The sequence below is a fragment of the Pseudomonas sp. Irchel 3E19 genome, assembly GCF_900187585.1.
Taxonomy (GTDB): domain Bacteria; phylum Pseudomonadota; class Gammaproteobacteria; order Pseudomonadales; family Pseudomonadaceae; genus Aquipseudomonas; species Aquipseudomonas baetica.
On the sequence record NZ_FYDT01000005.1, the window covers coordinates 94789 to 119614 of the forward strand.

Sequence of the window (24826 nt, forward strand, 5' to 3'; positions counted from 1 at the left end):
GTTCGTAGCCTTCGGCAGCTCCTGCACTGACCCCTGTAGGAGTTGCTGCAGGCTGCGATCTTTTGCTTTTAGAGAGGTAATACATGCCCGCAACAGACGACACCCAATTGCTCGAACGCCTGTTGGCCGGCGAGCAAAAGGCATTCAAGGAACTGGTCAGCGCTTACCAGGGCGCAATGCGCGCTGTGGCTTTTGCCATCGTCGGGCAGCGGCATGTCGAAGAGGTCGTGCAGGACGCCTGGCTGTCGGTGGTGCGCCATATCGGCAGCTTCGAAGGGCGCTGCAGTCTCAAGACCTGGCTGTTGACCATCACCGCCAACTCGGCCAAGAGCCGCTACAAGCAGAACCGCCGAGAGGTGCTGCTCGACGACCTGCCTTCGCCCCACGGCACCATCGATGACGACCGTTTTTCTGCCGGTGACGGCCATTGGCTGGTCGCACCCTACGCCTGGCACCAGGACACCCCGGAGGCATTGTTGACCGAAGGCGAACTGCGCGAGTGCCTGGAGCGCACGCTGCTGAGTCTGTCGGAGTTGCAACGCAGCGTTTTGCTGCTGCGCGAGCGGCAGGGCCTGGAACTGGAAGAGATCTGTAATCTTCTGGATATCTCGTTCTCCAATGTCCGCGTGTTACTGCATCGTGCGCGGTTGAAAGTCTTCGCCACGGTGGAGCATTTTGAGGAGACCGGCGAATGCTGACCTGTAGGGAGCAAGTGGCGAGCTCCAGCGATTATCTCGATGGCCAGCTGAGCTTTCGCCAGAAACTGATGGTGCGTCATCACCTGATGTTTTGCCTCAACTGTCGGCGTTTCATTCGCCAGATGAAACTGATGCAAGCGACGCTGAAAGCAATGCCGGAAAAGCCTGAAGACGGAGTCGATGCTCTGGCCGAACGCCTGGCATCTCAACGACGCAAAGACAATCCTCTGTAGGCGCTGCCGAGTGAAACGAGGCTGCGGCAGCTCCTACAGGGGAGCAAGCAGTGAAATAGCCCGGCGCGGGTGAGACGAACGGATGATGGGGATCGTCGCGCCCGCACCGGGCTATAGGATGAAGCGCTTTTAGAACTTGGCTTCCGCATCCAGCTGCAGGGTGTTGGCGTCTGCGTCACGCTGGGTACGGCTGGCGAAGTCGGCCTTGGTCAGGAAGTAGGTGGCACCGATGGCGAAGTTCTTGTCGATGTCGTAACCGACCTTGAACTTGTGCCCACGGGAGCCGGTGGTGCCGTTGGCGAAGTCGGAGTCGGTGAAGGCGCCGACGACAGCATTACGCTGCACGTCACGATAGTTGTAGTCGAGGTTCAGGCCGAAGACTTTCGACTTGGCACCCAACAGCCACGCGGTGTCCTGATCGGTCACGGCATCGTTGTTCTTCACGTATTGGCCGTAGAACGACAACGGCATCGGCAGACCGCCGATGTCGACCTGGCTGAAGCCTTCATACAGACGGAATTCGTTGTTGGCCGAGTTGCCGTTGACCGCCAGGGCGCACGGCGTGGATGTGCCGGTGCAGCGGCTGTCTTCGTCGTTCTGGTAGGCGTAGACGCTGCCGCCCAGCGTCAGTTTCAGGTTATCGGTGATGTTGAAGCGGCTACCCAACTGGCCTGCGGTCAGACGCAGGTCGTGACGAAATTGCACGCCATCGCCGTCAACGTTGTCCTTGAGGTTGTAGTTACCCAGGCTGCCGAACAGTTCGGCGCTGCTGCCCAACGGGTATTTGTAGGTAACGGCCAGACCTTCCGGGTTGATGTCGCTGTCCCAGATCACGTCGCCCATGCTGACCCACGGCTGCAGCATCTTGCCGCCGATGATGTGCAGGTTCTTGATCTGATCGGGGTGGTAGTCGATGTAGCCGAGGTCGAGCCAGATCTGCTTCTTGTCGAAGTAGTTGTCCTGATCCTGGTTGGTCGAACGAGCGTCATCGCCGCCGCCGGTGGCGATACGGATGCCGGTGTCGACTTGTGGGTTGATCTCGGTGTAAGCGCCCAGACGGGCACGGATGCGCTGGCGATCCTTGTCGCGGCCGCCGTTGTTCGGTTCGCCGTCGATCTTGATGGTTTCCTGACGAATACGTACATCGCCCTTGAACTGGGTCTTGGCAGCCCAGGCCAGTTTCTGGTCGAAGACGCTTTGTTCGTTGGTTTTCTTCGCAACAGCGGCGACTTGTTCGTTGGTCTCTTGCTGCGCCTGCTGGGCGATTTGCTGAGCCTTCTGATCCTTGGCCAGTTCAGTTTGCAGTTCGATGTACTGCGCCTGGGAAATGGAACCGTTAGCCTTGAGCATGTCGAGCAGTTTGGCGTCGACTGCGGCACTGGCCGGAACACTCATGGCCAGCAACAGGCCACCGCACAGGGCCGCCGCAGTTTTCGTGGAAGCAAGACGCATAGCAATCTCCGAATAAGAGGGATGGCTGAACCATCCCGGGCACAACCGACGGTTGAAGGTCGGAAAACAGTGTCCGGGTAGAACCCGGCGCTCTAAAAACAGGCGCCAGTATCGCGATGGTTTATGACAGTGCAGTGGCACGGTGATGGCAGGTTGATGACGGTGCAGGTTTGCCGTGAACTATTGATCTAGAGCGCTGTCGGCCGATGGCGGGTGTGTAATGCAGCGCAATCGGCGATACTCGCCGGGCGCTGAAACCCAGATGTGGAGAGCTTGTTGATGCCGCTGCAACGCCTGCAAAACCTGTCAGAAATTGCTTCGACAACATGGGATGCGCTGGTGCCCGAGAATCAGCCATTTCTGCGTCATGCCTTTCTCAGTGCACTGGAAGACAGCGGCAGTGTCGGGCCTCATACCGGTTGGCAGCCGGAGCATTTGCTGCACCTTGAAAATGAGCGGCTGATCGCCGCACTGCCCAGTTACCGCAAATGGCATTCCTACGGCGAGTACGTGTTCGATCACGGCTGGGCCGATGCCTGCGCACGCGCCGGCATCGATTACTACCCCAAGCTGTTGACGGCGGTGCCGTTCAGTCCGGTCAGTGGCCCTCGGCTGTTAGCGGCAAATGCCGAAGACGGCTTTGAACTGCTCAAGAGCCTGCCGGGTTATCTGGAAATCGAAGGGCTTTCCAGTGCCCACATCAACTTCACCGACCCGTTCACCGATGCCGCCATGGCCGAACAACCGGGCTGGCTGCAGCGCATCGGCTGTCAGTATCACTGGCAGAATCGCGGCTACCGCGATTTTCAGGATTTTCTCGACGTGCTCAGTTCGCGCAAGCGCAAACAGATGCGCAAAGAGCGTGAGCAGGTGGCAGGGCAGGGTTTCGAGTTCGAATGGCTGGAAGGTCGTGAGCTGGACGAGAAACAGTGGGACTTCGTCTACGCCTGCTACGCCAACACCTATGCGGTACGTCGGCAAACGCCGTATCTGACGCGAGAATTCTTCAGCTTGCTGGCCGAGCGCATGCCCGAATCGATTCGCGTGGTGCTGGCCAGACAGGGTTCACGGCCGGTGGCCATGGCCTTCAGCCTGGTCGGTGGCGATAGTTTTTACGGACGCTATTGGGGCTGTCTGGCCGAGTTCGACCGACTGCATTTCGAGACCTGTTTTTATCAGGGCATGGATTACGCGATTGCGCAGGGTTATCAGCGGTTTGATGCCGGTGCTCAGGGCGAGCACAAACTGATTCGCGGCTTTGAGCCGGTGATCACCCATTCGTGGCATTACCTGCGGCATCCGGGGCTGAAAGCGGCGGTGAAAGATTTCCTGCAACAGGAACGCGCCGGCATCCTCGCCTACGCCGAAGAAGCCAGAACAGCCTTGCCCTACCGCCAGACATAAATCCCTGTGGGAGCGAGCCTGCTCGCGAAGGAGTTGGGTCAGTCGGCATATACGTTACTGACACAACGTCTTCGCGAGCAGGCTCGCTCCCACAAAGGGATCTCAGGCACCCCTCAGGTTTCTTCTTTGCCCAACCAGCGATAGATCCCGCCACCGACCACCGCGCCAATCAACGGCGCGACCCAGAACATCCACAACTGCGCGATCGCCCAGCCGCCGACCATCAGCGCCGGGCCGGTGCTGCGCGCCGGGTTCACCGAAGTATTGGTCACGGGAATCGAGATCAGGTGGATCAACGTCAACGCCAGGCCGATGGCAATCGGTGCCAGCCCTGGCGGAGCGCGTTTGTCGGTGGCGCCCAGAATGATGATCACGAACATCGCGGTCATCACCAGTTCGGTGACAAACCCGGCGGCCATCGAATACTTGCCGGGCGAGTGCTCGCCATAACCGTTGGAGGCCAGGCCAGCGGCGATGTCAAACCCCTCCTTGCCGCTGGCAATATGGGCGATCAGGGCGGCAGCGAGGATTGCCCCCGACACTTGGGCGATGATGTAAGCAGGTAACTCTTTGGCCGGGAACCGGCCCCCCGACGAAAAGACCGACCGACACGGCCGGATTGAGATGACATCCGCTGATGTGGCCGATGGCAAAGGCCATGGTCAGCACCGTCAGGCCAAACGCCAGGGCCACACCCAGCACCCCGATTCCCAACGGTGAAGACGCGGCGATCACCGCACTGCCACAACCGCCCAATACCAACCAGAACGTGCCTAACAACTCAGTGACTGAACGTTTGAACAGAGACATGAGAAGCGTCCTTGATAGCCCTGCTATCGAGACTGCATCGAGTTGTGCGTCCTTGCAGACTTACTACAGATTCCCTGCTGGAACCTTGGCTGAGTACAGCAGGCTTTTTGCCGATTTCCAGCAGACACAAAAAAACCGCCAGCGCCCGTGGTTGGCGGGCTGTGGCGGTTTTATCCAGTCGGGGCTGCGCAAATCCCCTGTGGGAGCGAGCCTGCTCGCGAAAGCGGTGTATCCGTCAACATCAATGGGACTGACAGACTGCTTTCGTCGGATCGCCGCCCGGAGCAGGCTCGCTCCCACAGGATTTGTGTCGGGCAGAACTGTCAATCGATGCCGACAAACCCCCCGGTCTGATGCGCCCACAAGCGCGCATACAACCCGCGATGGGCGAGCAATTCAGCGTGGGTGCCGCTCTCGGCGATCTTGCCGTTTTCCAGCACTACCAACCGATCCATGCGGGCAATAGTCGAGAGGCGGTGGGCAATCGCGATCACGGTTTTGCCTTGCATCAGGGTTTCGAGGCTTTCCTGAATCGCGGCCTCGACTTCCGAATCCAGTGCAGAGGTCGCTTCGTCCATGATCAGGATCGGCGCATCCTTGAGCAGCACTCGCGCAATCGCGATGCGCTGGCGCTGGCCGCCGGACAGTTTCACCCCGCGTTCGCCCACATGCGCGTCAAACCCGGTGCGGCCTTCAGCGTCCGACAGCAGCGGGATGAACTCATCGGCGCGGGCCTTGCGCACCGCCTCCCACAACTCGGCGTCCGTGGCGTCAGGCTTGCCGTACAGCAAGTTGTCGCGAATCGAGCGGTGCAGCAAGGACGTGTCCTGGGTGATCATGCCGATGCGCGCGCGCAGGCTTTCCTGGCCGACTTCGGCGATGTTCTGGCCGTCGATCAGAATGCGCCCGCCTTCGACGTCGTACAGGCGCAACAGCAGGTTGACCAAGGTCGACTTACCGGCGCCGGACGGCCCGATCAGGCCGATTTTTTCACCCGGCTTAATGTCCAGGTTGAGGTCGCCGATGATGCCTTTCTTCTTGCCGTAGTGAAAATCCACGTGCTCGAAACGCACTTCGCCACGGGCCACGGCCAGCGGTTTGGCCTGCTCGTGATCGGTGACGCTGACCGGTTGCGAGATGGTGCGCAAACCGTCCTGAACCATACCGATATTCTCGAAGATGCCGGTGACCACCCACATGATCCAGCCGGACATGTTGACGATACGGATCACCAGGCCGGTCGCCAGGGCAATCGCGCCAACGGTGATCAGCGATTGCGTCCACAACCACAATGCCAGCGCCGTGGTGCCGACAATCAGCAAGCCATTCATCGCGGTGATCGCGACGTCCATGCTGGTCACAACACGGCCGGCCATCTGCGCTTTGACGGTCTGCTCTTCGATGGCTTCCTTGGCGTAGTGCTGTTCGAAATTGGTGTGGGCAAACAGCTTCAAAGTGGCGATGTTGGTGTAGCCATCGACGATGCGGCCCATCAGTTTCGAGCGCGCGTCGGAGGCTTCCACCGAGCGATCCTTCACCCGTGGCACGAAGTAGTAAAGCGCACCGATGTACGCGGCGATCCACATCAGCAGCGGGATCATCAGGCGCCAGTCGGCCTCGGCGAACAGCACCAGCGCACTGATCGCGTAGATCACCACGTGCCACAGCGCATCCACTGCTTGCACCGCCGAGTCACGCAGCGAGTTGCCGGTTTGCATGATGCGTTGGGCGATGCGCCCGGCGAAGTCGTTCTGAAAGAAGTTGAGGCTCTGCTTGAGCACATAACTGTGATTCTGCCAGCGGATCATGCTGGTCATGCCGGGGCTCAGGGTCTGGTGCACCAGCAGGTCGTGCAGACCAAAGAAAATCGGCCGCAGGACCAGCGCAACCACCACCATCCATGTCAGTTCGAGGGCGTGGTCGCTGAAGAAATTCGGGTTGGGTGTGCCCTGGGCGAGGTCGATGATGCGGCTCAGGTAACTGAACAGCGCCACTTCGATCAGCGCGGCAAACAGGCCAACGACCAGCAGGGCGGCGAAACTCGGCCAGACCTGCTTGAGGTAATAGGTATAGAAGGGGAGCACGCGGTCCGGCGGAGACGCTGTCGGGGCGTCGCGGAATATGTCGATCAGTTGTTCGAAACGGCGATAGAGCATCAGATAACCGCCCGAATTACGGGCTCTCCTTTTATCGGTGTGAGCGGCGTGGGGTTGAGTTCACGCCGCTCGAAACGCCCTGTACAGCTTAGTCGATGACTTTGGCCGACTTGATGATCACAGGGTCGACAGGCACGTTTTGCATGCCGCCTTTGGTAGTGGTTTGCGAGTTGACGATGATGTCGACCACGTCCATGCCCTTGACCACTTTGGCGAACACGGCGTAACCGGCGTCACGACCTGGATCGAGGAAAGCGTTGTCGGCGACGTTGATGAAGAACTGGCTGGTGGCCGAATCAGGGTTGGAGGTACGCGCCATCGACAAGGTGCCACGAACGTTATGCAGGCCGTTGCTGGCTTCGTTCTTGATCGGTGCCTTGGTGTCTTTTTGCTGCATTTGCTGGGTGAAACCGCCGCCCTGAGCCATGAAGCCCGGGATCACACGGTGGAAAATCGTGTTGGTGTAAAAGCCGCTGTTGACGTAATCGAGAAAGTTCTTGGTACTGATCGGTGCCTTGACCGGGTCCAGCTCGATTTCGATCTGGCCGTTGGTGGTGTCCAGCAGCACGTGCGGCGCTTTGGTCGGCGTGGCGGCCATCAGGTTGGCAGCGAACAGCACGGTACCGGCAGCGAGGGCGAGTTTTTTCAGCATGGGTCAGTGATCCTGAGATTGAATATCGGCTGTGGCAAGAAACTCCAGCAGCGTTTGATTGAAGCGTTCGGGTTGATCAAGCGGGGTGGCATGTCGCGAATCGGCGATCACCACCAGCCGCGCATCGGGCAGCAGTTTTACATAGGTTTCTTTCAGTGCCACCGGTGTGTAGTCACGGTCGGCGCTGACGATGAGGGTTGGACAGGTCACTCGGGAAAGTCGTTCCTGAACCCCCCAGCCCACAATCGCATCGAAGCTGGCGAGATAAGCACGTTTGTCGTTTTTTGCCCAGCGTTCAGCCATTTTCTGCCGCAGATCGGCCTGTTCCGGCTTGGGGAAAAGTTTGCCACCCAGCGCCTTGCCAATGGTCGCCAGGCTCAGCACACGCATCAGGCTCCAGCGCTTGAACCACTGCCAGTAGTCGTCGCGGCTACGCAATTTGACCTCGGGCGCGCTGTTGACGATGGTCAGGCTCTTGAGCATCTGCGGTTGATCGACGCCAAGCTGAAAACCGATCATGCCGCCCATGGATAAACCAACATAGTGCACCGGGCCGAGTTGCAAATGCTCGATCAGTGCAACCAGATCGGCGCTGAACCCGGCGATGCTGTAGCGCTCACGAGGTTTGTCCGAACGCCCGTGGCCGCGAATGTCCGGGACGATCACCCGGTAATGCGCGGCCAGTGCCGGGATCTGCATTTCCCAGTCCAGCGTGCTCGAACCCAGCCCGTGGACCAGCAGCAACGGCGTGCCGTGGCCATATTCCTCGTAGTGCAGGTTGCAACCGTCGTGCTCGAAATACGCCATCGGTGAACTCCGTGTCAGGCTTGTTCGGGGGCGGCGAACGGTGCGTCCAGCGGCAAGGTGTCGAAGGTACGCAGCAGTTCGATAAGGATTTGCGTGGCCGGGCCCAGCGGTTTGTCCTTGTTTGAATACAGGTAGAAACTCGGGTTGCGGCTGCCGCCCTGATCCAACGGTAGCAGCTTGAGCGAACCTTCCTTCAGTTCCCGCTCGATCATGTGCCGTGGCAGCCAGGCGAACCCCAGGCCGCTGCTGACAAACGTGGCGGCGGTGGCAAGACTGCCGACGGTCCAGCGCTGCTCGGCGCCGAGCCAGCCGACGTCCCGTGGTTGCTGGCGACCGGAATCGCGGATGACCACTTGCATCTGGGTTTCCAGATCCTGAAAACTCAGTTCCCGGTTGAGACGATGCAGGGCGTGGTCGGGGTGAGCGACGGCGACAAACTCGACGTCGCTCAATTCAGCACCGAGGTAGCCCGGGATACCCATGCCGGTGATGGCCAGATCGGCCACGCCTTCGAGCAGCACTTCTTCCACACCCGACAGCACTTCTTCACGCAGACGCACGCGGCAGCCACGGCTTTGCGGCATGAACGCGGTCAGTGCCCGCACGATGCGCGCACTCGGATAGGCCGCGTCGACCACCAGCCGTACTTCGGCTTCCCAGCCTTGTTCCATGTGGTGGGCAAGGTCTTCCAGTTGGCTGGCCTGTTTCACCAGTTGCCGCGAGCGGCGCAGCAGCACGCCGCCGGCTTCGGTCAGCACCGCTTTACGCCCATCAATGCGCAGCAACGGCACGCCGAGCTGATCCTGCATACGGGCGACGGTGTAGCTCACCGACGATTGCGAACGGTGCAGGGCCTCGGCGGCCTGGGCGAAGCCGCCGTGATCGACCACGGCCTGCAATGTTCGCCATTGATCAAGGGTCACGCGGGGCGCTTTCATCAATAGCTCCTCTTGTCCTAAGCTGGCGGTCCCTCATGGAGACTGCCGAATGAAAAAATTCTGTTGTGTGTTGCTGGCACTGCTGCCGCTGACGGCGTTTGCGTATCCGATCGACGTGGAAAAAGACTTCAATGGCCTGAAGATCGACTTCGAGACGTTCGCCACCGATAACGACATCGGCTCGATTCGAGTGGCCAACTACGGCGACGTCGATGCAGTCTGCAAGGCCGTGTTCAGCAACGGCCCGGAAGCACCGCGCACCCGCACCATCGAAGTGCCGGCCGGCAAACATAAAAACGCCACGGCCAAGTTCACCCGCGAGATCATCAAGCTGCGCATCAAGCTGACCTGCACCCCGAAATAACACCGTAGTTACCTGTGGGAGCGAGCCTGCTCGCGAAGGCGGTGTGTCAGTAAACACATTCCTTGACTGACACACCGCCTTCGCGAGCAGGCTCGCTCCCACAGGGTATGAGGTGAATCTAAACGAATTATTCGATGCTTTGCAGCAATTATTTGCGCTTTTTCATCGATTCGACTCTGTTTAACCTTCACTCCATCGACCTACAACATTCTCGGATGGAGGCTACACAACATGTCCCGCGTTCTGATCATCGAAAGCAGCGCCCGCCAGCAAGACTCGGTGTCCCGCCAGTTGACCCAGACCTTCATCAAACAGTGGAAAGCTGCGCACCCTGCCGATCAGATCACCGTGCGTGACCTCGCCGTGAATCCGGTGCCGCACCTGGACATCAACCTGCTGGGTGGCTGGATGAAACCCGCCGAGCAGCGCAACGACAGCGAGCAATCTTCGCTGGACCGCTCCAATGAATTGACCGACGAACTGCTGGCCGCCGACGTGCTGGTGATGGCCGCGCCGATGTACAACTTCGCCATCCCGAGCACCCTCAAGGCCTGGCTCGACCATGTGCTGCGTGCCGGCGTGACCTTCAAGTACACCGAAACCGGCCCGCAAGGCCTGCTCAGCGGCAAACGTGCCTACGTGCTGACGGCTCGCGGTGGCATCTACGCTGGCGGCCCGGCGGATCATCAGGAACCGTACCTGCGTCAGGTCATGGGTTTCATCGGTATCCACGACGTGACCTTCATCCATGCCGAAGGCATGAACCTGGGTGGCGACTTCCAGGAGAAGGGCCTGAACCAGGCCAACGCCAAACTGGCCTCGGTCGCTTGATATGTTAATCGCCAGATAATCGCCGATTGTTTTAGTGACCTGGCGCAACCCCTTCAAGGCTTTACGCGCATCGAACCTCCCTTTGCACTTGTTGCTCCTGAGTGCTGTAGCCCGATCGAACGCATTAGCGAGATCGGGCTTTTTTTTGCCCGCGATATTTTCTGGTTCAAACAATCCCTCTGTAGGAGCTGCCGCAGGCTGCGATCTTTTGATTTTAAAAAACAAGATCAAAAGATCGCAGCCTGCGGCAGCTCCTACATGGGGATTTTGTATTGGTTGCAGAAAGTAAAACCGGCTATCGTCGCCGCCATTCGAAACAGAGGCGACCATGGGCTATCTACTTTTTGTCACGCTGATCCAGGCGTTTTCCTTCAGTCTGATCGGCGAATACCTGGCAGGGCACGTCGACAGCTACTTCGCGGTGCTGGTGCGTGTCGTGCTGGCCGGGCTGGTGTTCATCCCGCTGACCCGCTGGCGTTCGGTGGAACCGGCGTTCATGCGCGGCATGCTGCTGATCGGCGCGCTGCAGTTCGGCGTGACCTACGTCTGCCTGTACCTGAGCTTCCGGGTGCTGACGGTGCCGGAAGTGTTGCTGTTCACCATCCTCACGCCACTGCACGTGACCCTGATCGAAGACGCGCTGAACCGCCGCTTCAATCCATGGGCGCTGGTCGCCGCGCTGGTGGCGGTGGGCGGCGCGGCGGTGATTCGTTTTGACAGCATCAATCCGGACTTCTTCATGGGCTTTTTGCTGCTGCAACTGGCCAACTTCACCTACGCCGCCGGGCAGGTGCTGTACAAACATCTGGTGGCGAAACACCCGAGCGACCTGCCGCATTACCGGCGTTTCGGCTTCTTCTACCTCGGCGCGCTGGCGGTGGTGCTACCGGCATTCCTGCTGTTCGGCAAAGCCAACTTCCTGCCGGAAGCACCGCTGCAATGGGGCGTGTTGCTGTTCCTCGGCCTGGTCTCGACGGCGCTGGGCCTGTACTGGTGGAACAAAGGCGCGTGCATGGTCAACGGCGGTACGCTGGCGGTGATGAACAACCTGCACGTGCCGGTGGGCTTGCTGCTGAACCTGCTGATCTGGAATCAGCATGAGGAACTGGGCAGGCTGTTCCTCGGCGGCAGTGTGATTCTGGCGGCGGTGTGGATCAGTCGGTTGGGTATCCGCAAATCTGCGGCCACTACCTGATCCCTGTGGGAGGGGTCTTGCTCCCGAAGTCGGTGTGTCAGATAAAAATGGACTGGCTGACACACTGCTTTCGGGAGCAAGCCCCCTCCCACATTGGGTATCACATCAGGTGTTTTTCTGGCTCGGGAATGTGGCTCGCGCCCAGCACCGCCGGCAGTAACCCGGTACGCAAATCCCCACCACTCGGCTGCTGATACAGGCTCAACCCAAACTCCGGCAGCACCGCCAGCAGATAATCGAAAATATCCCCCTGAATGCGCTCGTAATCGGCCCACACCGTGGTCGTCGTGAAGCAGTAGATCTCCAGCGGAATGCCCTGCGCCGTGGTTTGCATCTGGCGCACCATGCAGGTCATGTTCGGTTGCACCTCCGGATGGCTCTTCAGATAAGCCAGTGCGTACGCGCGAAAGGTACCGATGTTGGTCATGCGCCGACGGTTGGCTGACATCGCCGCGACATTGCCCTGCGCCTCGTTCCACGCCTTGAGTTCGGCTTTCTTGCGGCTCATGTAGCCGGTCAGCAGATGCACCTGGCTCAACTTCTCTTCTTCATCGTCACGGATGAAGCGCACGCCGCTGGCATCGATGAACACGCTGCGCTTGATCCGTCGGCCACCGGACTGCTGCATGCCGCGCCAGTTTCTGAACGACTCGGACATCAGGCGCCAGGTCGGGATCGAGACGATGGTCTTGTCGAAATTCTGCACCTTGACCGTGTGCAGGGTGATGTCGACCACGTCACCGTCGGCGCCGACTTGCGGCATCTCGATCCAGTCGCCGACCCGCAGCATGTCGTTACTGGTCAGTTGCACGCTGGCCACGAACGACAGCAGCGTGTCCTTGTAAACCAACAGAATCACCGCCGACATCGCACCCAGACCCGACAGCAGCAACAGCGGCGAGCGGTCGATCAAGGTGGCGACGATGATGATCGCGCCGAACACGTACAAAACCATCTTCGCCAGTTGCACGTAGCCCTTGATCGAGCGGGTGCGGGCGTGTTCGGTGCGCGCGTAGATGTCGAGCAAGGCATTGAGCAGGGCGCTGATCGACAGCAGCAGGAACAGGATGGTGAACGACAGCGCGACGTTGCCCAGAAAGGTCATCGCGGTTTTGCTCAGTTCCGGCACCAGATGCAGGCCGAACTGGATCACCAGCGACGGCGTCATCTGCGCCAGGCGCTGAAACACCTTGTTGTGGCGAAAGTCGTTGAGCCAGTGCAGCGCCGGCTGGCGACCGAGCATGCGGCTGGCGTGCAGGATCAGATAACGCGCCACTCGTCCGAGCACCAGGGCGATCACCAAAAGCAGGATCAGCGCCAGGCCCGATTGCAGAAACGGGTGTTGTTCGAGGGTGCCCCAGAGGTCTTGGGCTTTGAGCCAGAGCTGTTTGAAATCCATGAGAGAAACGATTCTTCTGTGAGACGCGATGGGCGATTAGAGCATTTAAGACGCTGTGTATTACCGTAAGAGACAAATTGAGCAACAAAAAAGCCACTGATTAGCGCCGTTTGTATAAAGAAACTCGGCCTGAGCGCTCGAAACCGGTAACCTATGCAGCTGTTTTTTTGCATATCTTCGAGGTAGCACCCGTGTTTTCCCAATTCGCCCTGCACGAACGCCTGCTTAAAGCTGTGGCCGAGCTGAAATTTGTCGAGCCAACGCCTGTGCAAGCTGCGGCCATTCCGCTGGCGCTCCAAGGGCGTGATTTGCGGGTGACTGCGCAAACCGGTAGCGGCAAAACCGCCGCTTTCGTTCTGCCAATCCTCAACCGGCTGATCGGCCCGGCCAAGGTCCGCGTCAGCATCAAGACGCTGATCCTGCTGCCGACCCGTGAACTGGCCCAGCAAACCCTGAAAGAAGTTGAACGCTTTTCGCAGTTCACCTTCATCAAATCCGGCCTGATCACCGGCGGTGAAGACTTCAAGGTGCAGGCGGCGATGCTGCGCAAGGTGCCGGACATCCTCATCGGCACCCCGGGTCGGATGATTGAGCAACTAAACGCCGGCAACCTCGACTTGAAAGAAGTCGAAGTGCTGGTGCTCGACGAAGCCGACCGCATGCTCGACATGGGTTTCGCCGAAGACGTGCAGCGTCTGGTCGATGAATGCCCGAACCGTCAGCAGACCATGCTGTTCTCCGCCACCACCGGCGGTTCCGGCCTGCGCGAGATGATCGGCAAAGTGCTGAACAACCCTGAGCATTTGCAGCTCAACGCGGTCAGCCAGTTGAACTCGACCACTCGTCAGCAAATCATCACCGCCGACCACAACCAGCACAAAGAACAGATCGTGAACTGGCTGCTGGCCAACGAGACCTATCAGAAAGCCATCGTTTTCACCAACACCCGCGCCATGGCCGATCGCATTTACGGTCGTCTGGTGGCTCAGGAATACAAGGCGTTCGTGCTGCACGGCGAAAAAGACCAGAAGGATCGCAAACTGGCGATCGATCGTCTGAAGCAGGGCGGCGTGAAGATCCTGGTGGCCACCGACGTGGCGGCCCGTGGTCTGGACGTTGATGGCCTGGACCTGGTGATCAACTTCGACATGCCACGCAGCGGCGACGAATACGTCCACCGTATCGGTCGTACCGGCCGTGCCGGTAACGACGGTCTGGCGATCTCGCTGATCTGCCACGGCGACTGGAACCTGATGTCGAGCATCGAGCGTTATCTGAAGCAGAGCTTCGAGCGCCGCACCATCAAGGAAGTCAAAGGCACCTACGGCGGGCCGAAAAAGGTCAAGGCCTCGGGCAAAGCCGTTGGCGTGAAGAAGAAAAAGACCGACGCCAAGGGCGACAAGAAGAAAACCGCCGCCAAGACGCCGACCAAGCGCAAGAGCGTCAACCGTCCGAAGCCGGATTCTCTGGTGAGCAGCGACGGCATGGCGCCACTCAAGCGTCGTAAGCCGGCAGAGCCTGCGGCTGAGTAAGGCGTTTCTGACAGGTACAAAAAAACCCGGACAATGTCCGGGTTTTTTATGGCTTATGTTTATCAGCTACCAAGCAGCCCGCTGGTGTCGGCATCAAAACGTTGCTTTGCCTTGTCGGCGGCCGGTTTAAGTAGAGCGAGCAGCGCAGCCTCGCTGTGCAACCGTGTGGCCGCCAACTCCTTCGGCGTTGGCTCGATTGGAATCAGCACATCTTCACCGTCGGCGTGCAGCCAGATCGCCACAACGTGCAGTGCCGAAACAAACAACAACCGCGGTTCCACGGTTTTGCCCTGCAATTGCGGCGATTGCTCGGCCAGTTTCAGCGCACCGACCGTAGCGGCCGCCAGACCGCCAGACCGCCATGGTTCAACGAAGCGAACTCGACATGGCCGCGCACTTCGGCCAACTGCGCATCGGCAATGGTCACGCCATCGGCGAACACCAGGTAATGCCAATCGCCGATTCGGGCATCTTTCAGACCTTTGCCGTTGCTCAAGTCCTCCAGACTCAGCGAGTAACCACGCCAGGCTTCGCCGAGGCTGATCTTTGCCGCAGTCGCGTTGGCAAACTGCCGGTTGGCGCCGAAGCCCTGGGTTTGCAATGCGGCTTGCAGCGCCGGACGCAGTGTCTGTACGCCGTTGGAAGGCGCCTTTGGATAAGTCAGTTGCATGATGTCGCCCTCCTGGTTTTTCGCGGTGAAGTAAGTGTGGGTCCAGTTGCCGCCGCCGTTGTACGAACCCGGGAATGAGTTCAGCGCGCGGGTCGAGTAACCGTAGATCGAGTCGGCGACCAGCACGTAGTTGCCGTTGGTGCCGTAGATCGCCAGGAAGTGCGCACCACCCCCGTACCAGGCGCAGCGCAGGCCGACCGGTCGGCCCATGTTGATCTGGTTCTGGATGGCCGACATCTGCAGCGAACCCTGATTCATGCCGTTGTAGCTGCGGGTGGTCTGCAGGGCCGAATCAAGGTAGCCATAAACGTTGCACGGCCCCGGCTGGCTGCAGCAGTTGCGATCCAGTTGCGTGCTGGCGACGCCGCACTGAGTCCAGGACCCGGTGCCGTAGTAGTTGCCGACCGAGGCGGAAACGGCGGCCCAGCACCAGTTGGTCTGAGTCTGTTTCTGCATCGTGAAATTGAGGTTGGCAGCGGCCAGTGCAGCGGTGTGTGCAGTGGCTTCAACCTCGACCAGTTGCGGGTCGAGCAAATGGCCGACAAGGCACCTTGGCTGGCTCTCGCCGGTGAATGATGTTGCTTGAGTGGTTAACATTTTTCAGTCCTCCATGAGTGAAAACAAGCGTCCAGCTTGTGATTGTGTTGCGGTATTGCCGAGCGATCGGTGGTTAACGGTTTTCATCTGCGATGAACGGTGCCGATCTCCTTGCTCGAGGTAACCTTAGCCTTGATATGCGTTCGTGCAATAAAATAAATGCGTTAATGCATTTTCAGGGGCGAAAGATCGCAGCCTTCGGCAGCTCCTACAGGGATCGGTGCAGGAGCTGCCGAAGGCTGCGATCTTTTGATGTTGCTTTTAGCTCTCGGCTTTTTTCTCGGCCGTGCCCAATTCCTTCAAACGCTGATCAATCAACTGGCACTTGTCTGGTAGATCCGCACTGGCGGTACCCAGATCCATCTTTTGCAACTCGGCGTTGATCTCCTTGGCCTTGGTCGGATTCTGTTCCGTGAGCTTGGAGACTTCCTTGGCCAATTGTTCGCGTTTTGCCGTGGCTTCTTCCGGCGTGCAAGCCCAGACGGGCAGGGCGCTGGCGAGGGTGGCGACTAGGGTGAGCTTGATCAGGGTTTTCATGGGGGCAGGCCTCAGTTCCGGTTAAGGCGGGTTAATCGGTTGAGGCCTTGAAGCCGAGAAAAGTTCAGTAATGTGGCGCCTTTCAGCCGCTATGGCAGCAGCTGGATTTGGTCGCCCCTTCATACCGGTCATGGTGCCGGACCCAGTCCATGATCTCGTCTTCATTCCTGCCCTTGGGCGTGAGGTCGAGGTAGTTGTAGGCGCCAACCAACATGTCCAGACCTCGGGCATAGGTGGAATAGGTATGGAACATCTCCCCGGCCTCATTGCGATAAAACACGCTCAGCCCCGGCATTTCTTCCTCGGCGCTGTCGGTTTTTTCGTAGTTGTACGTAGCCTTTCCGGTTTCAGCGTCTTCGGCTCGGGCGCAAACGCCGAAGTCGTAGTTGAAGTCGGAACCGGAACCGGAACCGTCTGACGACACCCACTCAAACTTCCAGCCCATTCGCCGTTTAAAGTCCTGAAATTCATTGAACGGCGCGTGGGAAACCGCTACTACCGAAATATCGTGATGCGCCAAATGCTGGTTGGCGCCATCAATATGGTCGCTGAGAAACGAGCAGCCTGGGCAGCCTTCCTCCCAGTCCTTGGCGAACATGAAGTGGTAAACCACCAATTGGCTGTTCTTGCCGAACAGGTCAGCCAGTTTCAATTCGCCGTCCGGGCCTTCAAACGGGTAGTCCTTGTCGACCTTCACCCACGGCAGCGCGCGGCGCTCAGCACTGAGGCGGTCGCGTTCCTTGGTGAAGGCTTTTTCGTGAGCGAGGTGTTGCCTACGGGCGGCGAGCCATTCTTCGCGCGATACCACCGGATGATTCTCAACGTTCATGATGATTTCTCCTGCGGGGTTGAAACCGTCTGTTTCAGACTAGTCGTTTAACCAGCAGGCAATTCGACAGACCGCCGGTCGGTCGGCGCTGCAAACGCGGCTGAACGGCTGCGGCACGCTCGGGTCACAATTTATGACCGCGCCATAAACCATGCGCACCGGAGGTTGAATCAGGATGACGACTTATAACTGGGATTTGATTGAGCGTTTGCTGCATGAAGTGCAGAACAGTGCCGGACACAGTTTTGCTCCTCGGGCCTACGCCGAAGACTATGCGGCGCAGAAATCCAGCGCTGGCGAGCCCATCGAGAATCTGGATCATCTTAAAACGCTGGCTTGCGACTATGAAAGGATGTTGCTCCTGCGCGGCTACATCGCACCGCGTCCGGATGAAGAGGGAAGCACAGGAAACAATTTTGTCCTGACGCCACGCGGTTCCAGCCTGCTGAGCCTGATTGATAGCAGCATTCCCGGCAATGACCATCCACGCCAGGTGCTGGATGAGCAGGAGGATGCGCTGGCTGAGGCGACGTTTGATGAGGTGGCTTCGAAAGCCCAGATCGCCTGAGTTCAAAGATATCCCCATGTGGGAGCGAGCAGGCTCGCTCCCACATTGGTCTTCGTTTTGTTCAGGTTTTTTGCGCCGCTTTGAGGCATTTGAGGTCGTTGAAGTCTTTACGCACCCCTTCGATCTTCTTCAACAACCGCTGCCGCTGTTGCGGCGTACTTTGCGCCATCAAGTCAACCGCCAGCGAGCGTCCCTGCGCCTCGGTATCGGCGAAGGCCTTGCGGTAATCCGCTGTCCATAAACGCTCGCGATTGACCAGAAGCGTCTCGATGCGTTGTGGGAATTCGGGACTCTGGCGTTGCGCAACGGCAGCGCTGAACTGCTGCTGCCAATGGGCACGATTGGCGATCCACTGGGTATTCTGGTCGCCCAAGGCTGTCGACCACGCCATCACCCGCTGCTCTTGAGTGGCGCTCAAAGGACCGAGCCAGTCGTTGAGGCGTTTGACCATGCGCGCGCCGCGCTCGGCGATCTGCTGGTCCAGCGGTGGTTTCAGATATTGTTGCTGACGCTTGCGCAGATCCTTGGCAAACGCGTCGTTCATCTCCGCCACTTGTTTATCGTCCAGGCCTTGCAGCAACTTGATGGCTGATGGCGTGATTTCTCGCGCGGTTTCAGCAATCGCTTGTTTGGCTTCCGCCGTGCGCGACTGAAGTGCTGCGTCTGTCACCTGATTGGTCTCGACCATCTTTTGCAAACGATCCATCCAGTCGAGGTAGCCGGGCAGTTGCGTGGTGCAGTGCCAGTTCAAGTGCTCCTTGAGCCGTTCGTCGAACCAGTCCTTCTGCTCGCCGTTCATGTCCAGGTAGTCGCCAAGCGTCCACGGGATGATCACATCGAGATTGCGATAGGCCAGGCCGACGCGGCTGCAAGCGCCGAGGGCGAGGGTGAAAATCAACAGGGCTGCTATGTGTTTGAACCAGCGAGACATGGGCGAATCCTTGCGATGGCCAGCCTTGGGGTCTGATTCTTATGTGAACGCAGAATGAACCCGGCAGTTCAGCCGATCAATAGAAGGCGCGCTCGGCCTTGAGCGTGACGAGGCCGTCGCACTCGCTGTTGTGCCCTGAGTAGGCGGAGCAATCGCTGCCGCTGAGGCTGGAGTTGCTGTAGGTCAGGTCCAGATTGACGCCCATGAACGGTCGGGAAAATTTCACCGACCAGTCGGTGAAACTGCTGACATAACCACCGTCCACCGCAGCCGGCGTGTTCAGTTGGTGGGTGGTGTATTTCATGCTGACGCCAATGCCGAACGGCTGATTGCCGCTGAGGTCGGCAAACAGGGTGTTGTTCTGTTTATCCGGATCGTTGCTCAGGGCGATTCCGAAGCGACTACCGAGCAGGGTCAAGCCGCCGAACAGTTCTTGGCTGTCGAGGGTGTCCACTTTGGGATAGCTGTAGTGGATCATCCCGACTTCGTAGCCGAGGGTTTCGTCGAAAGGTTGTTTAAAGCCGACGTAGGAGTCGATTTCGAGGTTCTTGCCCGGGGTGATGCCCATGCTCGGCGCGTACTGGCCAACATAGAGGCCGCTGTCGTGGCTGAGGTCGAGTCCGCCATGAAACGAGCCGGTGGACGCCGGTTTGACCAGTCCTTGCGCCATGCTGCGGCTGGGCGTGGTGCCGAGTTTGAGATCGAAGTCGCCCAGTTCACGCTGGAAAATCTGTGCGTGCGCGGTCGAGCAAGACAGTAGACCTACAAGCAATAAACAGGATGTTTTGCGCATGCGTCACTCCATTAACAGCGAGCGCAGGACGGCGGGCCTGCTGAAACGCTTGATCTAGACGCGTGCAAGGATACCGGCGAATGCTCGGCATTGATGGCCGTTCGTCGATTTTCAAAGATTTGATGATTATTTGTTTAACGCGGGGAAGGATGTTGCGCGGTGCCAGTCCAGACGCTTCGAAGCTCAAAGCGCCTATGGACGGGTGTATTACCGGGTGTTACTTCTTGCCCAGGCTAATCTGCTTGGACGGGCCGAACGTCTGGCCGCTGACGCCTTTGGCAATTTGCTGAATCTCGCCGCCGGACTTGAGGAATGCAGCGATTTGATCGTTGATCGATTCGCTGGTTTCAACGGCTGGAGCTGGCTTTGCTTTGCTGGTGGATGCTTTTACACGCATGGCGGCCATTAACCTGTAGAAAAGTAACTCGGCCAGGCATCGTACAGGAATAACTTGACAATTGCTTGGTAAATATCCTCCGGAATAACCAAGCTTATGGGGGCATTATTCGCGATTCAATGTGTGAAATAACCGTCTAACCTTCTGTTTTAAATAAGAACATTGATGTCTCGCAGCGCTGAGCCAGTGAGGCGAGATACGCGATACCGGACTGACGAGCGGCAACGTGCGTTCCGCAACCAAGGAAAATCAAGGCTTTGCGCAGTTTTCACTGAAAGCACGGATCTGCCGGTCAACGTTCGCGGCAAAACCGGGTAGAATGCCGCCCACGCAATGAGGGTTTTGGAAAATGGCTTTAGTCGGGCGTTACAACAGTCTGCAAGTGGTTAAACACACTAACTTCGGTTTATATCTGGACGGCGGTGCCGACGGCGAAATTCTTTTGCCCAACCGTTATATCCCCAAAGATATTCCCAGCGAAGATGAAGACTGGCTCAATGTTTTTATTTATCTGGACAGCGAAGACAAACTTCTCGCCACCACTGAAAAACCGAAAGTTCAGGTCGGCGAATTTGCCAGCGTGAAAGTGGTTGAAGTCAACAGCATCGGTGTGTTCCTCGATTGGGGCCTGCCGAAGGATCTGTTGCTGCCGTATTCCGAAGAGAAACGTCAGATGACCGCTGGCGAGTACTGCGTGGTGCACGTTTATCTCGATAAACATACCCGCCGTATCACCGCCACGGCACGTCTGGATCGCTACCTCGACAAAACCCCGGCCACTTACAGCCAGGGCCAGGAAGTTGATCTGCTGGTTGCCGAAGCCACCGACATGGGCTTCAAGGCGATCATCAACAACAAACACTGGGGTTTGATCCACAAGAATGAAATCTTCAAGTTCATGCGCGCCGGCATGATCGAGAAAGGCTTCATCAAGGAAGTGCGCGCCGACGGCAAGATCAGCCTGAGCCTGCAGCCGGTCGGCCAGGAAGCGGCCAGCAGCCTGAACTCGAAGATTCTCGCCAAGTTGCGCGAGAACGACGGCACGCTGCCAGTCAGCGACAAGAGTGATCCGGCGTTGATCAGCAGCCTGTTCGGCGTCAGCAAAGGCAACTTCAAGAAGGCCATCGGCTCGCTGTACAAGGAAGGCAAGATCGCCATTCACGCTGACCGCATTGAACTAACCTGAGCCTGCGTGGCCCATGTTGCATGGGCTCACTTGAGGTCGGGTAGATGAAAAAAACGCTGATTGCCTACGTCGCCACGCTGGTGACGTTTCTTTTGCTCGACGGCATCTGGCTCGGCCTGTTGATGGCGCCGACCTATCGTGAACTGCTAGGGCCGCTGATGCTCGAAAAACCGCTGCTGATTCCCGCAGCGGTTTTTTATTGCCTGTACGTTTTTGGTTGCTTGATGTTTGTGGTGTTGCCAGCGGCCCGTTTGCAGTGGGCAGCAAAGCGGGGCGCTTTGCTGGGACTTATCGCGTATGGGACGTATGACCTGACCAATTGGGCGACGTTACGCGGGTGGTCGGTGCAGGTGTCGTTGATGGATTGGGCGTGGGGGACGTTTGCTACCGCTGTGGCTTGTACGGTCGGGTTTCTGGTTGCGAAACGGTTGTGACGTCAGATCCTTGAACCGTGTTGATTGAGCTGACGTCTTCGCGAGCGGGCTCGCTCCCACATTGAAATGCGTTCTCCTGTGGGAGCGAGCCTGCTCGCGATGGATGGCGCAGCCATCGGCCATTCACCTCTGACGCCACCGATGAACTAAATGTCTTTTCCAGACGGCTTTTTCTGTCTGACTGATTGATAATCCCCGGCACTGTTTTTTGACCATTGGATGGCTGCCATGTTGTGTGTGTTCGAGGTGTTGCGGTGATTGTCGAGCGGCGCAATGCCGACCGTTTTGCCTTGCAGGTGATGATTGGCCTGTGCCTGATCTGGGGCGTGCAGCAGGTCATGATCAAGTGGGCGGCGCCGGACATTGCGCCGGTGATGCAGGCGGCGGGGCGGTCGGGTATTTCCGCGTTGCTTGTAGGATTGCTGATCTGCTGGAAGGGCGGTTGGGATCAGGTCGGCAACACCTGGCGCGGCGGCTTGCTGGCCGGTGCACTGTTTGGTCTGGAGTTCTTCTTTATCAGCGAAGGCTTGCAACTGACCACCGCTGCGCACATGTCGGTGTTCCTCTACACCGCGCCAATCTTCACTGCATTGGGCGTGCATTTTCTGTTGGCCAGCGAGCGTTTGCGGCCATTGCAGTGGCTGGGGATTTTGCTCGCATTCATTGGTATTGCGATTGCCTTTGCCGGCGGCGTGTCGTGGGACAACCTCGACCGACGCATGCTGCTGGGCGATGCCTTTGGCGTGTTGGCCGGCGCCTGTTGGGGGGCGACCACTGTGGTGGTGCGCGCCTCGCGACTGTCGGAAGCGCCGGTGACGCTGACCCTGTTCTATCAGTTGATCGTCGGCTTCGTCGGCCTGCTGTTGATCGCACTGTTCAGTGGCCAGATCAGCCACGTCAGCCTGACCACCGTGGCGGTGGCCAGCGTGTTGTTCCAGGGCCTGGTGGTGTCGTTCTTCAGTTACCTGGTGTGGTTCTGGCTGTTGCGCCGTTATCTGGCAGCCAACCTGGCGGTGTTCTCGTTCATGACGCCGCTGTTCGGTGTCACCTTTGGTGTGTTGCTGCTCGGTGAGCAATTGAGCCTGAACTTCGTCATCGGCGCGGTGCTGGTGTTGCTCGGCATCACGTTTGTCAGCGCTGAACAGTGGGTACGTCGGCGTTTGCGCAAAGCGCTGGGCCAGTAACAGTCGATTGCATCGCCAGCCCGCCAGCAATCAGCAAGCCGCTGCCGGCGATCAATAGGGCCGGCTGCAAGCCACCGCTGAAATGGCTGCTCAGCGCGGCCAGTAGCGGGCCGCCGAGTTGGCCGACGGCAAAGCAGGCGGTAAGCATGCCGGCGTTGCGCTGAGTGGCGTGGGGTGCCAGTTCCCGCGAGCGTTGCATGACCAGTTGCATGCAGGCCAGGAACGGCGTGCCGCACAGGATTACGCCCAAGGCCAGACCCCAGCCGCTGCCCAACAGGCAGGCAAAAACACCGGCCGCTTGTAGCCACAACGTCGCCACCAACCAGTGACGCGTGGTCTGCGGATCGTGACGGCGCAGACTCACCAGCAGCACCCCGATGGCCGCGCCGAGGCCGAAGCACGGCCAGAACAGATCCGCCTGCCATTGCCCGTGAAATTGCGCGTTGGCCATCTGCGACAGGAACGTCGCCGGGATGACGTAGCCGATGCCGTACAGAGCGTAAATCACCGCCAACCGACCGATGCCACGATTCGACGGACTGACGGCCGCTGCCGCAACTGCCCTGGCGGCAGCGGGTTGCGGCAGGAGTCGCCAGACCGCCAGCATCATCACCAACGCGGCTGCTGCATAAATCAGCCACAACGTCGCGGACGTCTGGTTCAGCAGATGTGAGACCAACGCCAGCAACCCCGTCAGAACAATCCCCATTCCCGGTCCGGCAAATACCAGCGCCCCAAGCCGTGGACGACCCGCCCCCGCAGCCAGCGGCTGACTGAGCGTGGTAATCATCACCACTACCCAGGCACTCGCCACCCCGGTGCCAAAGCGCAGCAGCAGATGCGACCAGAAGCCGCTGGCCCAGAAGGATGCCAGCGTCAGCAGCACGCATAGCCACAAGCCACCGTGCAGTCGACGCAGCACCTGTTGCGGACGCCGGGCGAACATCGCATCCACTGCACCGAGCAGATAACCGAGGTAGTTGGCCGCCGCGATCAGACCGGCGGCGGTCAAGTCGAACTGCCCCTCACTGAGCAGGTGCGGCATTTGCGGGGTGAGGGCGAAGCGCCCGATGCCCATGGCCAGCATCAGGGCGATGAAGCAGGCGGATAAGCGAATCAGTGGCGACATGGTCTGGATTCCGTTGGAAAAGCAATGACCGTCAGGCTAAGACTGATTGACTTTCTTTAAAATTGAATAATAGTGAGAAACTTGTTCTGTTCTGGAGAAAGGTTGTGGAGTTCAGCCAACTACGGATTTTTCAGGCCGTCGCCGAGGAAGGTTCGATCACCCGCGCCGCCGAACGCCTGCACCGGGTGCCGTCGAATCTGTCGACCCGACTGAAACAGCTGGAAGAGCAAATGGGCGTCGAACTGTTCGTCCGTGAGCGTCAGCGCTTGCAGCTGTCACCGGCGGGAAAAGTCTTGCTGGACTACACCGGCAAATTGTTTGCCTTGCGCGATCAGGCCAGCGCGGCAGTGATGGGTGGGCAGCCGGCGGGGGACTTTGTCGTGGGCACCATGTACAGCACGGCGGCGATCCATCTGCCGGCGCTGCTGGCGCGGTATCACAAGCAATACCCGGCGGTGAACCTGCAAGTGCAGTCGGCGCCCAGCGGTGAACTGCTCGAAGGCTTGCTCACGGGGCGTCTCGACGCGGCGCTGGTGGATGGGCCGCTGGAGTTCGCCGGGCTCGACGGCGTGCCCTTGTGTGAGGAAAGACTGGTGTTGATCACCGAACCGGATCATCCGCCGGTACTAAGCGCGCGGGATGTCGAAGGGCGCTCTGTGTTCACCTTCCGCCGCGGCTGTTCCTATCGCATGCGCCTTGAAGCGTGGTTCGCCCATGCCCACGCCGCGATGGGCCGGGCGATGGAGATCGAGTCGTATCAAGGCATGCTCGCCTGCGTGATTGCCGGCAGTGGTGTGGCGTTGATGTCGGAGTCGATGCTGGCCAGTCTGCCGGGACGCGAGAGCGTCGCAGTGCACCCTTTGGCCGAGCCATTTGCGGGTGCGACAACGTGGCTCATGTGGCGCCGGGGCATGCTGGGTGCCAATCTCAATGCGTGGATCGAGGTGCAGCAGGCGGTCTATTCCGCACCTTTGACTGAACGTCGGGAAACAGCCTGAACCCATGGCAGCAGACTCTGTTCAATTCAGTAACAGATCATTGCGGATTTGGCCGAGCATTGCGTAGGACTTCGGACTATTATCAGTGCGAAGCGGCCTCAG

At 58.9% G+C, this 24826-nt stretch carries 24 protein-coding genes and 3 pseudogenes; 12 read left to right on the plus strand and 15 right to left on the minus strand.

The annotated features are described in order from the left end of the window. The first annotated feature begins 83 nt into the window (after positions 1–83). The gene (locus CKW18_RS05045) at positions 84–698 is read left to right on the plus strand and encodes an RNA polymerase sigma factor (protein WP_095187763.1); all 615 of its coding nucleotides are present in this window, start codon (positions 84–86) and stop codon (positions 696–698) included. Next, positions 692–931, plus strand: coding sequence for an anti-sigma factor (locus CKW18_RS05050; protein WP_095187764.1), 240 nt, complete (start codon positions 692–694; stop codon positions 929–931). Before CKW18_RS05045 ends, CKW18_RS05050 begins: the two co-directional genes overlap by 7 nt. 129 nt (positions 932–1060) lie before the next feature. On the opposite strand, the gene CKW18_RS05055 is transcribed toward CKW18_RS05050, so the two are convergent. Further along, positions 1061–2383: a putative porin gene (locus tag CKW18_RS05055; RefSeq protein ID WP_034153200.1), complete on the minus strand. Its 1323-nt coding sequence runs from the start codon at positions 2381–2383 to the stop codon at positions 1061–1063. Between the two features lie 279 nt (positions 2384–2662). On the opposite strand from CKW18_RS05055, the gene CKW18_RS05060 reads away from it, so the two are divergent. Next, positions 2663–3787: a GNAT family N-acetyltransferase gene (locus CKW18_RS05060; RefSeq protein WP_095187765.1), complete on the plus strand. Its 1125-nt coding sequence runs from the start codon at positions 2663–2665 to the stop codon at positions 3785–3787. Positions 3788–3900: 113 nt separating this feature from the next. On the opposite strand, the pseudogene aqpZ reads toward CKW18_RS05060, so the two are convergent. From aqpZ to CKW18_RS05085, 5 genes and pseudogenes are all read right to left on the minus strand, one after another. Continuing rightward, positions 3901–4597, minus strand: a pseudogene (aqpZ, locus tag CKW18_RS05065) (aquaporin Z). Between the two features lie 323 nt (positions 4598–4920). Beyond that, entirely contained in the window at positions 4921–6753 is a 1833-nt protein-coding gene (locus tag CKW18_RS05070) for an ABC transporter ATP-binding protein (RefSeq protein ID WP_095187766.1), read from the minus strand. A gap of 88 nt (positions 6754–6841) precedes the next feature. Then, complete coding sequence (locus CKW18_RS05075; RefSeq protein ID WP_095187767.1) at positions 6842–7405, minus strand: peptidylprolyl isomerase; 564 nt, start codon at positions 7403–7405, stop codon at positions 6842–6844. A gap of 3 nt (positions 7406–7408) precedes the next feature. After that, a complete protein-coding gene (locus CKW18_RS05080; protein ID WP_095187768.1) occupies positions 7409–8212 on the minus strand; it encodes an alpha/beta fold hydrolase in 804 nt (267 codons plus the stop codon). A gap of 14 nt (positions 8213–8226) precedes the next feature. Further along, positions 8227–9150 (minus strand): LysR family transcriptional regulator, encoded by a 924-nt coding sequence (locus CKW18_RS05085; protein ID WP_095187769.1) that lies wholly within the window; start codon positions 9148–9150, stop codon positions 8227–8229. A gap of 49 nt (positions 9151–9199) precedes the next feature. Here CKW18_RS05085 and CKW18_RS05090 point away from each other — a divergent pair, with 49 nt between their 5' ends. From CKW18_RS05090 to CKW18_RS05100, 3 genes are all read left to right on the plus strand, one after another. Continuing rightward, positions 9200–9514: a 3-phosphoglycerate kinase gene (locus tag CKW18_RS05090; protein WP_095187770.1), complete on the plus strand. Its 315-nt coding sequence runs from the start codon at positions 9200–9202 to the stop codon at positions 9512–9514. Positions 9515–9745: 231 nt separating this feature from the next. Beyond that, entirely contained in the window at positions 9746–10345 is a 600-nt protein-coding gene (locus CKW18_RS05095) for an FMN-dependent NADH-azoreductase (RefSeq protein WP_095187771.1), read from the plus strand. 328 nt (positions 10346–10673) lie between these two features. After that, positions 10674–11540: a carboxylate/amino acid/amine transporter gene (locus CKW18_RS05100; RefSeq protein WP_095187772.1), complete on the plus strand. Its 867-nt coding sequence runs from the start codon at positions 10674–10676 to the stop codon at positions 11538–11540. A 100-nt stretch (positions 11541–11640) separates the two neighbouring features. Here the strand turns inward: CKW18_RS05100 and CKW18_RS05105 are convergent, their stop codons facing one another. Then, on the minus strand, positions 11641–12939 hold the full coding sequence (locus CKW18_RS05105; protein WP_095187773.1) for a mechanosensitive ion channel family protein: 1299 nt from the start codon (positions 12937–12939) through the stop codon (positions 11641–11643). A gap of 191 nt (positions 12940–13130) precedes the next feature. Here CKW18_RS05105 and CKW18_RS05110 point away from each other — a divergent pair, with 191 nt between their 5' ends. Beyond that, positions 13131–14471 carry a DEAD/DEAH box helicase gene (locus CKW18_RS05110; RefSeq protein ID WP_038358505.1) on the plus strand — a complete coding sequence of 447 codons (1341 nt, stop codon included), beginning with the start codon at positions 13131–13133 and terminating at the stop codon, positions 14469–14471. A gap of 62 nt (positions 14472–14533) precedes the next feature. On the opposite strand, the pseudogene CKW18_RS31425 reads toward CKW18_RS05110, so the two are convergent. The 4 genes and pseudogenes from CKW18_RS31425 to CKW18_RS05130 form a co-directional block, all read right to left on the minus strand. Further along, positions 14534–15141, minus strand: a pseudogene (locus tag CKW18_RS31425) (hypothetical protein). A gap of 15 nt (positions 15142–15156) precedes the next feature. Beyond that, positions 15157–15738: pseudogene (locus CKW18_RS05120) on the minus strand (papain-like cysteine protease family protein); the annotation flags it as partial. A 261-nt stretch (positions 15739–15999) separates the two neighbouring features. Continuing rightward, positions 16000–16275 carry a hypothetical protein gene (locus tag CKW18_RS05125; protein ID WP_095187774.1) on the minus strand — a complete coding sequence of 92 codons (276 nt, stop codon included), beginning with the start codon at positions 16273–16275 and terminating at the stop codon, positions 16000–16002. A gap of 82 nt (positions 16276–16357) precedes the next feature. Continuing rightward, positions 16358–17104, minus strand: a complete 747-nt coding sequence (locus CKW18_RS05130) for a thioredoxin family protein (protein ID WP_095187775.1) — start codon at positions 17102–17104, stop codon at positions 16358–16360. A 175-nt stretch (positions 17105–17279) separates the two neighbouring features. Here CKW18_RS05130 and CKW18_RS05135 point away from each other — a divergent pair, with 175 nt between their 5' ends. Next, positions 17280–17672 (plus strand): transcriptional regulator, encoded by a 393-nt coding sequence (locus tag CKW18_RS05135; RefSeq protein ID WP_095187776.1) that lies wholly within the window; start codon positions 17280–17282, stop codon positions 17670–17672. A 61-nt stretch (positions 17673–17733) separates the two neighbouring features. Here the strand turns inward: CKW18_RS05135 and CKW18_RS05140 are convergent, their stop codons facing one another. From CKW18_RS05140 to CKW18_RS05150, 3 genes are all read right to left on the minus strand, one after another. After that, positions 17734–18603: a DUF6279 family lipoprotein gene (locus CKW18_RS05140; RefSeq protein ID WP_095187777.1), complete on the minus strand. Its 870-nt coding sequence runs from the start codon at positions 18601–18603 to the stop codon at positions 17734–17736. Between the two features lie 76 nt (positions 18604–18679). After that, positions 18680–19396, minus strand: coding sequence for a TorF family putative porin (locus CKW18_RS05145; RefSeq protein ID WP_095187778.1), 717 nt, complete (start codon positions 19394–19396; stop codon positions 18680–18682). Between the two features lie 217 nt (positions 19397–19613). Continuing rightward, the gene (locus CKW18_RS05150) at positions 19614–19802 is read right to left on the minus strand and encodes a hypothetical protein (RefSeq protein ID WP_016985943.1); all 189 of its coding nucleotides are present in this window, start codon (positions 19800–19802) and stop codon (positions 19614–19616) included. A 340-nt stretch (positions 19803–20142) separates the two neighbouring features. Here CKW18_RS05150 and CKW18_RS05155 point away from each other — a divergent pair, with 340 nt between their 5' ends. The 3 genes from CKW18_RS05155 (at position 20143) to CKW18_RS05165 (ending at position 22597) form a co-directional block, all read left to right on the plus strand. Further along, a complete protein-coding gene (locus CKW18_RS05155; protein WP_095187779.1) occupies positions 20143–20979 on the plus strand; it encodes a S1 RNA-binding domain-containing protein in 837 nt (278 codons plus the stop codon). A gap of 44 nt (positions 20980–21023) precedes the next feature. Further along, the gene (locus CKW18_RS05160) at positions 21024–21413 is read left to right on the plus strand and encodes a DUF2177 family protein (RefSeq protein ID WP_095187780.1); all 390 of its coding nucleotides are present in this window, start codon (positions 21024–21026) and stop codon (positions 21411–21413) included. Positions 21414–21712: 299 nt separating this feature from the next. Next, the gene (locus tag CKW18_RS05165; RefSeq protein ID WP_371857612.1) at positions 21713–22597 is read left to right on the plus strand and encodes a DMT family transporter; all 885 of its coding nucleotides are present in this window, start codon (positions 21713–21715) and stop codon (positions 22595–22597) included. Here CKW18_RS05165 and CKW18_RS05170 read toward each other — a convergent pair. Then, complete coding sequence (locus CKW18_RS05170; protein WP_095187782.1) at positions 22545–23726, minus strand: MFS transporter; 1182 nt, start codon at positions 23724–23726, stop codon at positions 22545–22547. The genes CKW18_RS05165 and CKW18_RS05170 overlap by 53 nt on opposite strands. Positions 23727–23830: 104 nt before the next feature. Here CKW18_RS05170 and CKW18_RS05175 point away from each other — a divergent pair, with 104 nt between their 5' ends. Beyond that, positions 23831–24724, plus strand: a complete 894-nt coding sequence (locus CKW18_RS05175; RefSeq protein ID WP_095187783.1) for a LysR family transcriptional regulator — start codon at positions 23831–23833, stop codon at positions 24722–24724. The last annotated feature ends 102 nt before the right edge of the window (positions 24725–24826 follow it).

What these genes read in the sequence shown, in the direction of transcription:
- CKW18_RS05045 (WP_095187763.1), top strand. Translation starts at nt 84, where the DNA reads ATGCCCGCAACAGACGACACCCAATTGCTCGAACGCCTGTTGGCCGGC.
- CKW18_RS05050 (WP_095187764.1), top strand. Translation starts at nt 692, where the DNA reads ATGCTGACCTGTAGGGAGCAAGTGGCGAGCTCCAGCGATTATCTCGAT.
- CKW18_RS05055 (WP_034153200.1), bottom strand. Translation starts at nt 2,383, where the DNA reads ATGCGTCTTGCTTCCACGAAAACTGCGGCGGCCCTGTGCGGTGGCCTG.
- CKW18_RS05060 (WP_095187765.1), top strand. Translation starts at nt 2,663, where the DNA reads ATGCCGCTGCAACGCCTGCAAAACCTGTCAGAAATTGCTTCGACAACA.
- CKW18_RS05070 (WP_095187766.1), bottom strand. Translation starts at nt 6,753, where the DNA reads ATGCTCTATCGCCGTTTCGAACAACTGATCGACATATTCCGCGACGCC.
- CKW18_RS05075 (WP_095187767.1), bottom strand. Translation starts at nt 7,405, where the DNA reads ATGCTGAAAAAACTCGCCCTCGCTGCCGGTACCGTGCTGTTCGCTGCC.
- CKW18_RS05080 (WP_095187768.1), bottom strand. Translation starts at nt 8,212, where the DNA reads ATGGCGTATTTCGAGCACGACGGTTGCAACCTGCACTACGAGGAATAT.
- CKW18_RS05085 (WP_095187769.1), bottom strand. Translation starts at nt 9,150, where the DNA reads ATGAAAGCGCCCCGCGTGACCCTTGATCAATGGCGAACATTGCAGGCC.
- CKW18_RS05090 (WP_095187770.1), top strand. Translation starts at nt 9,200, where the DNA reads ATGAAAAAATTCTGTTGTGTGTTGCTGGCACTGCTGCCGCTGACGGCG.
- CKW18_RS05095 (WP_095187771.1), top strand. Translation starts at nt 9,746, where the DNA reads ATGTCCCGCGTTCTGATCATCGAAAGCAGCGCCCGCCAGCAAGACTCG.
- CKW18_RS05100 (WP_095187772.1), top strand. Translation starts at nt 10,674, where the DNA reads ATGGGCTATCTACTTTTTGTCACGCTGATCCAGGCGTTTTCCTTCAGT.
- CKW18_RS05105 (WP_095187773.1), bottom strand. Translation starts at nt 12,939, where the DNA reads ATGGATTTCAAACAGCTCTGGCTCAAAGCCCAAGACCTCTGGGGCACC.
- CKW18_RS05125 (WP_095187774.1), bottom strand. Translation starts at nt 16,275, where the DNA reads ATGAAAACCCTGATCAAGCTCACCCTAGTCGCCACCCTCGCCAGCGCC.
- CKW18_RS05130 (WP_095187775.1), bottom strand. Translation starts at nt 17,104, where the DNA reads ATGAACGTTGAGAATCATCCGGTGGTATCGCGCGAAGAATGGCTCGCC.
- CKW18_RS05135 (WP_095187776.1), top strand. Translation starts at nt 17,280, where the DNA reads ATGACGACTTATAACTGGGATTTGATTGAGCGTTTGCTGCATGAAGTG.
- CKW18_RS05140 (WP_095187777.1), bottom strand. Translation starts at nt 18,603, where the DNA reads ATGTCTCGCTGGTTCAAACACATAGCAGCCCTGTTGATTTTCACCCTC.
- CKW18_RS05145 (WP_095187778.1), bottom strand. Translation starts at nt 19,396, where the DNA reads ATGCGCAAAACATCCTGTTTATTGCTTGTAGGTCTACTGTCTTGCTCG.
- CKW18_RS05150 (WP_016985943.1), bottom strand. Translation starts at nt 19,802, where the DNA reads ATGGCCGCCATGCGTGTAAAAGCATCCACCAGCAAAGCAAAGCCAGCT.
- CKW18_RS05155 (WP_095187779.1), top strand. Translation starts at nt 20,143, where the DNA reads ATGGCTTTAGTCGGGCGTTACAACAGTCTGCAAGTGGTTAAACACACT.
- CKW18_RS05160 (WP_095187780.1), top strand. Translation starts at nt 21,024, where the DNA reads ATGAAAAAAACGCTGATTGCCTACGTCGCCACGCTGGTGACGTTTCTT.
- CKW18_RS05165 (WP_371857612.1), top strand. Translation starts at nt 21,713, where the DNA reads ATGATTGGCCTGTGCCTGATCTGGGGCGTGCAGCAGGTCATGATCAAG.
- CKW18_RS05170 (WP_095187782.1), bottom strand. Translation starts at nt 23,726, where the DNA reads ATGTCGCCACTGATTCGCTTATCCGCCTGCTTCATCGCCCTGATGCTG.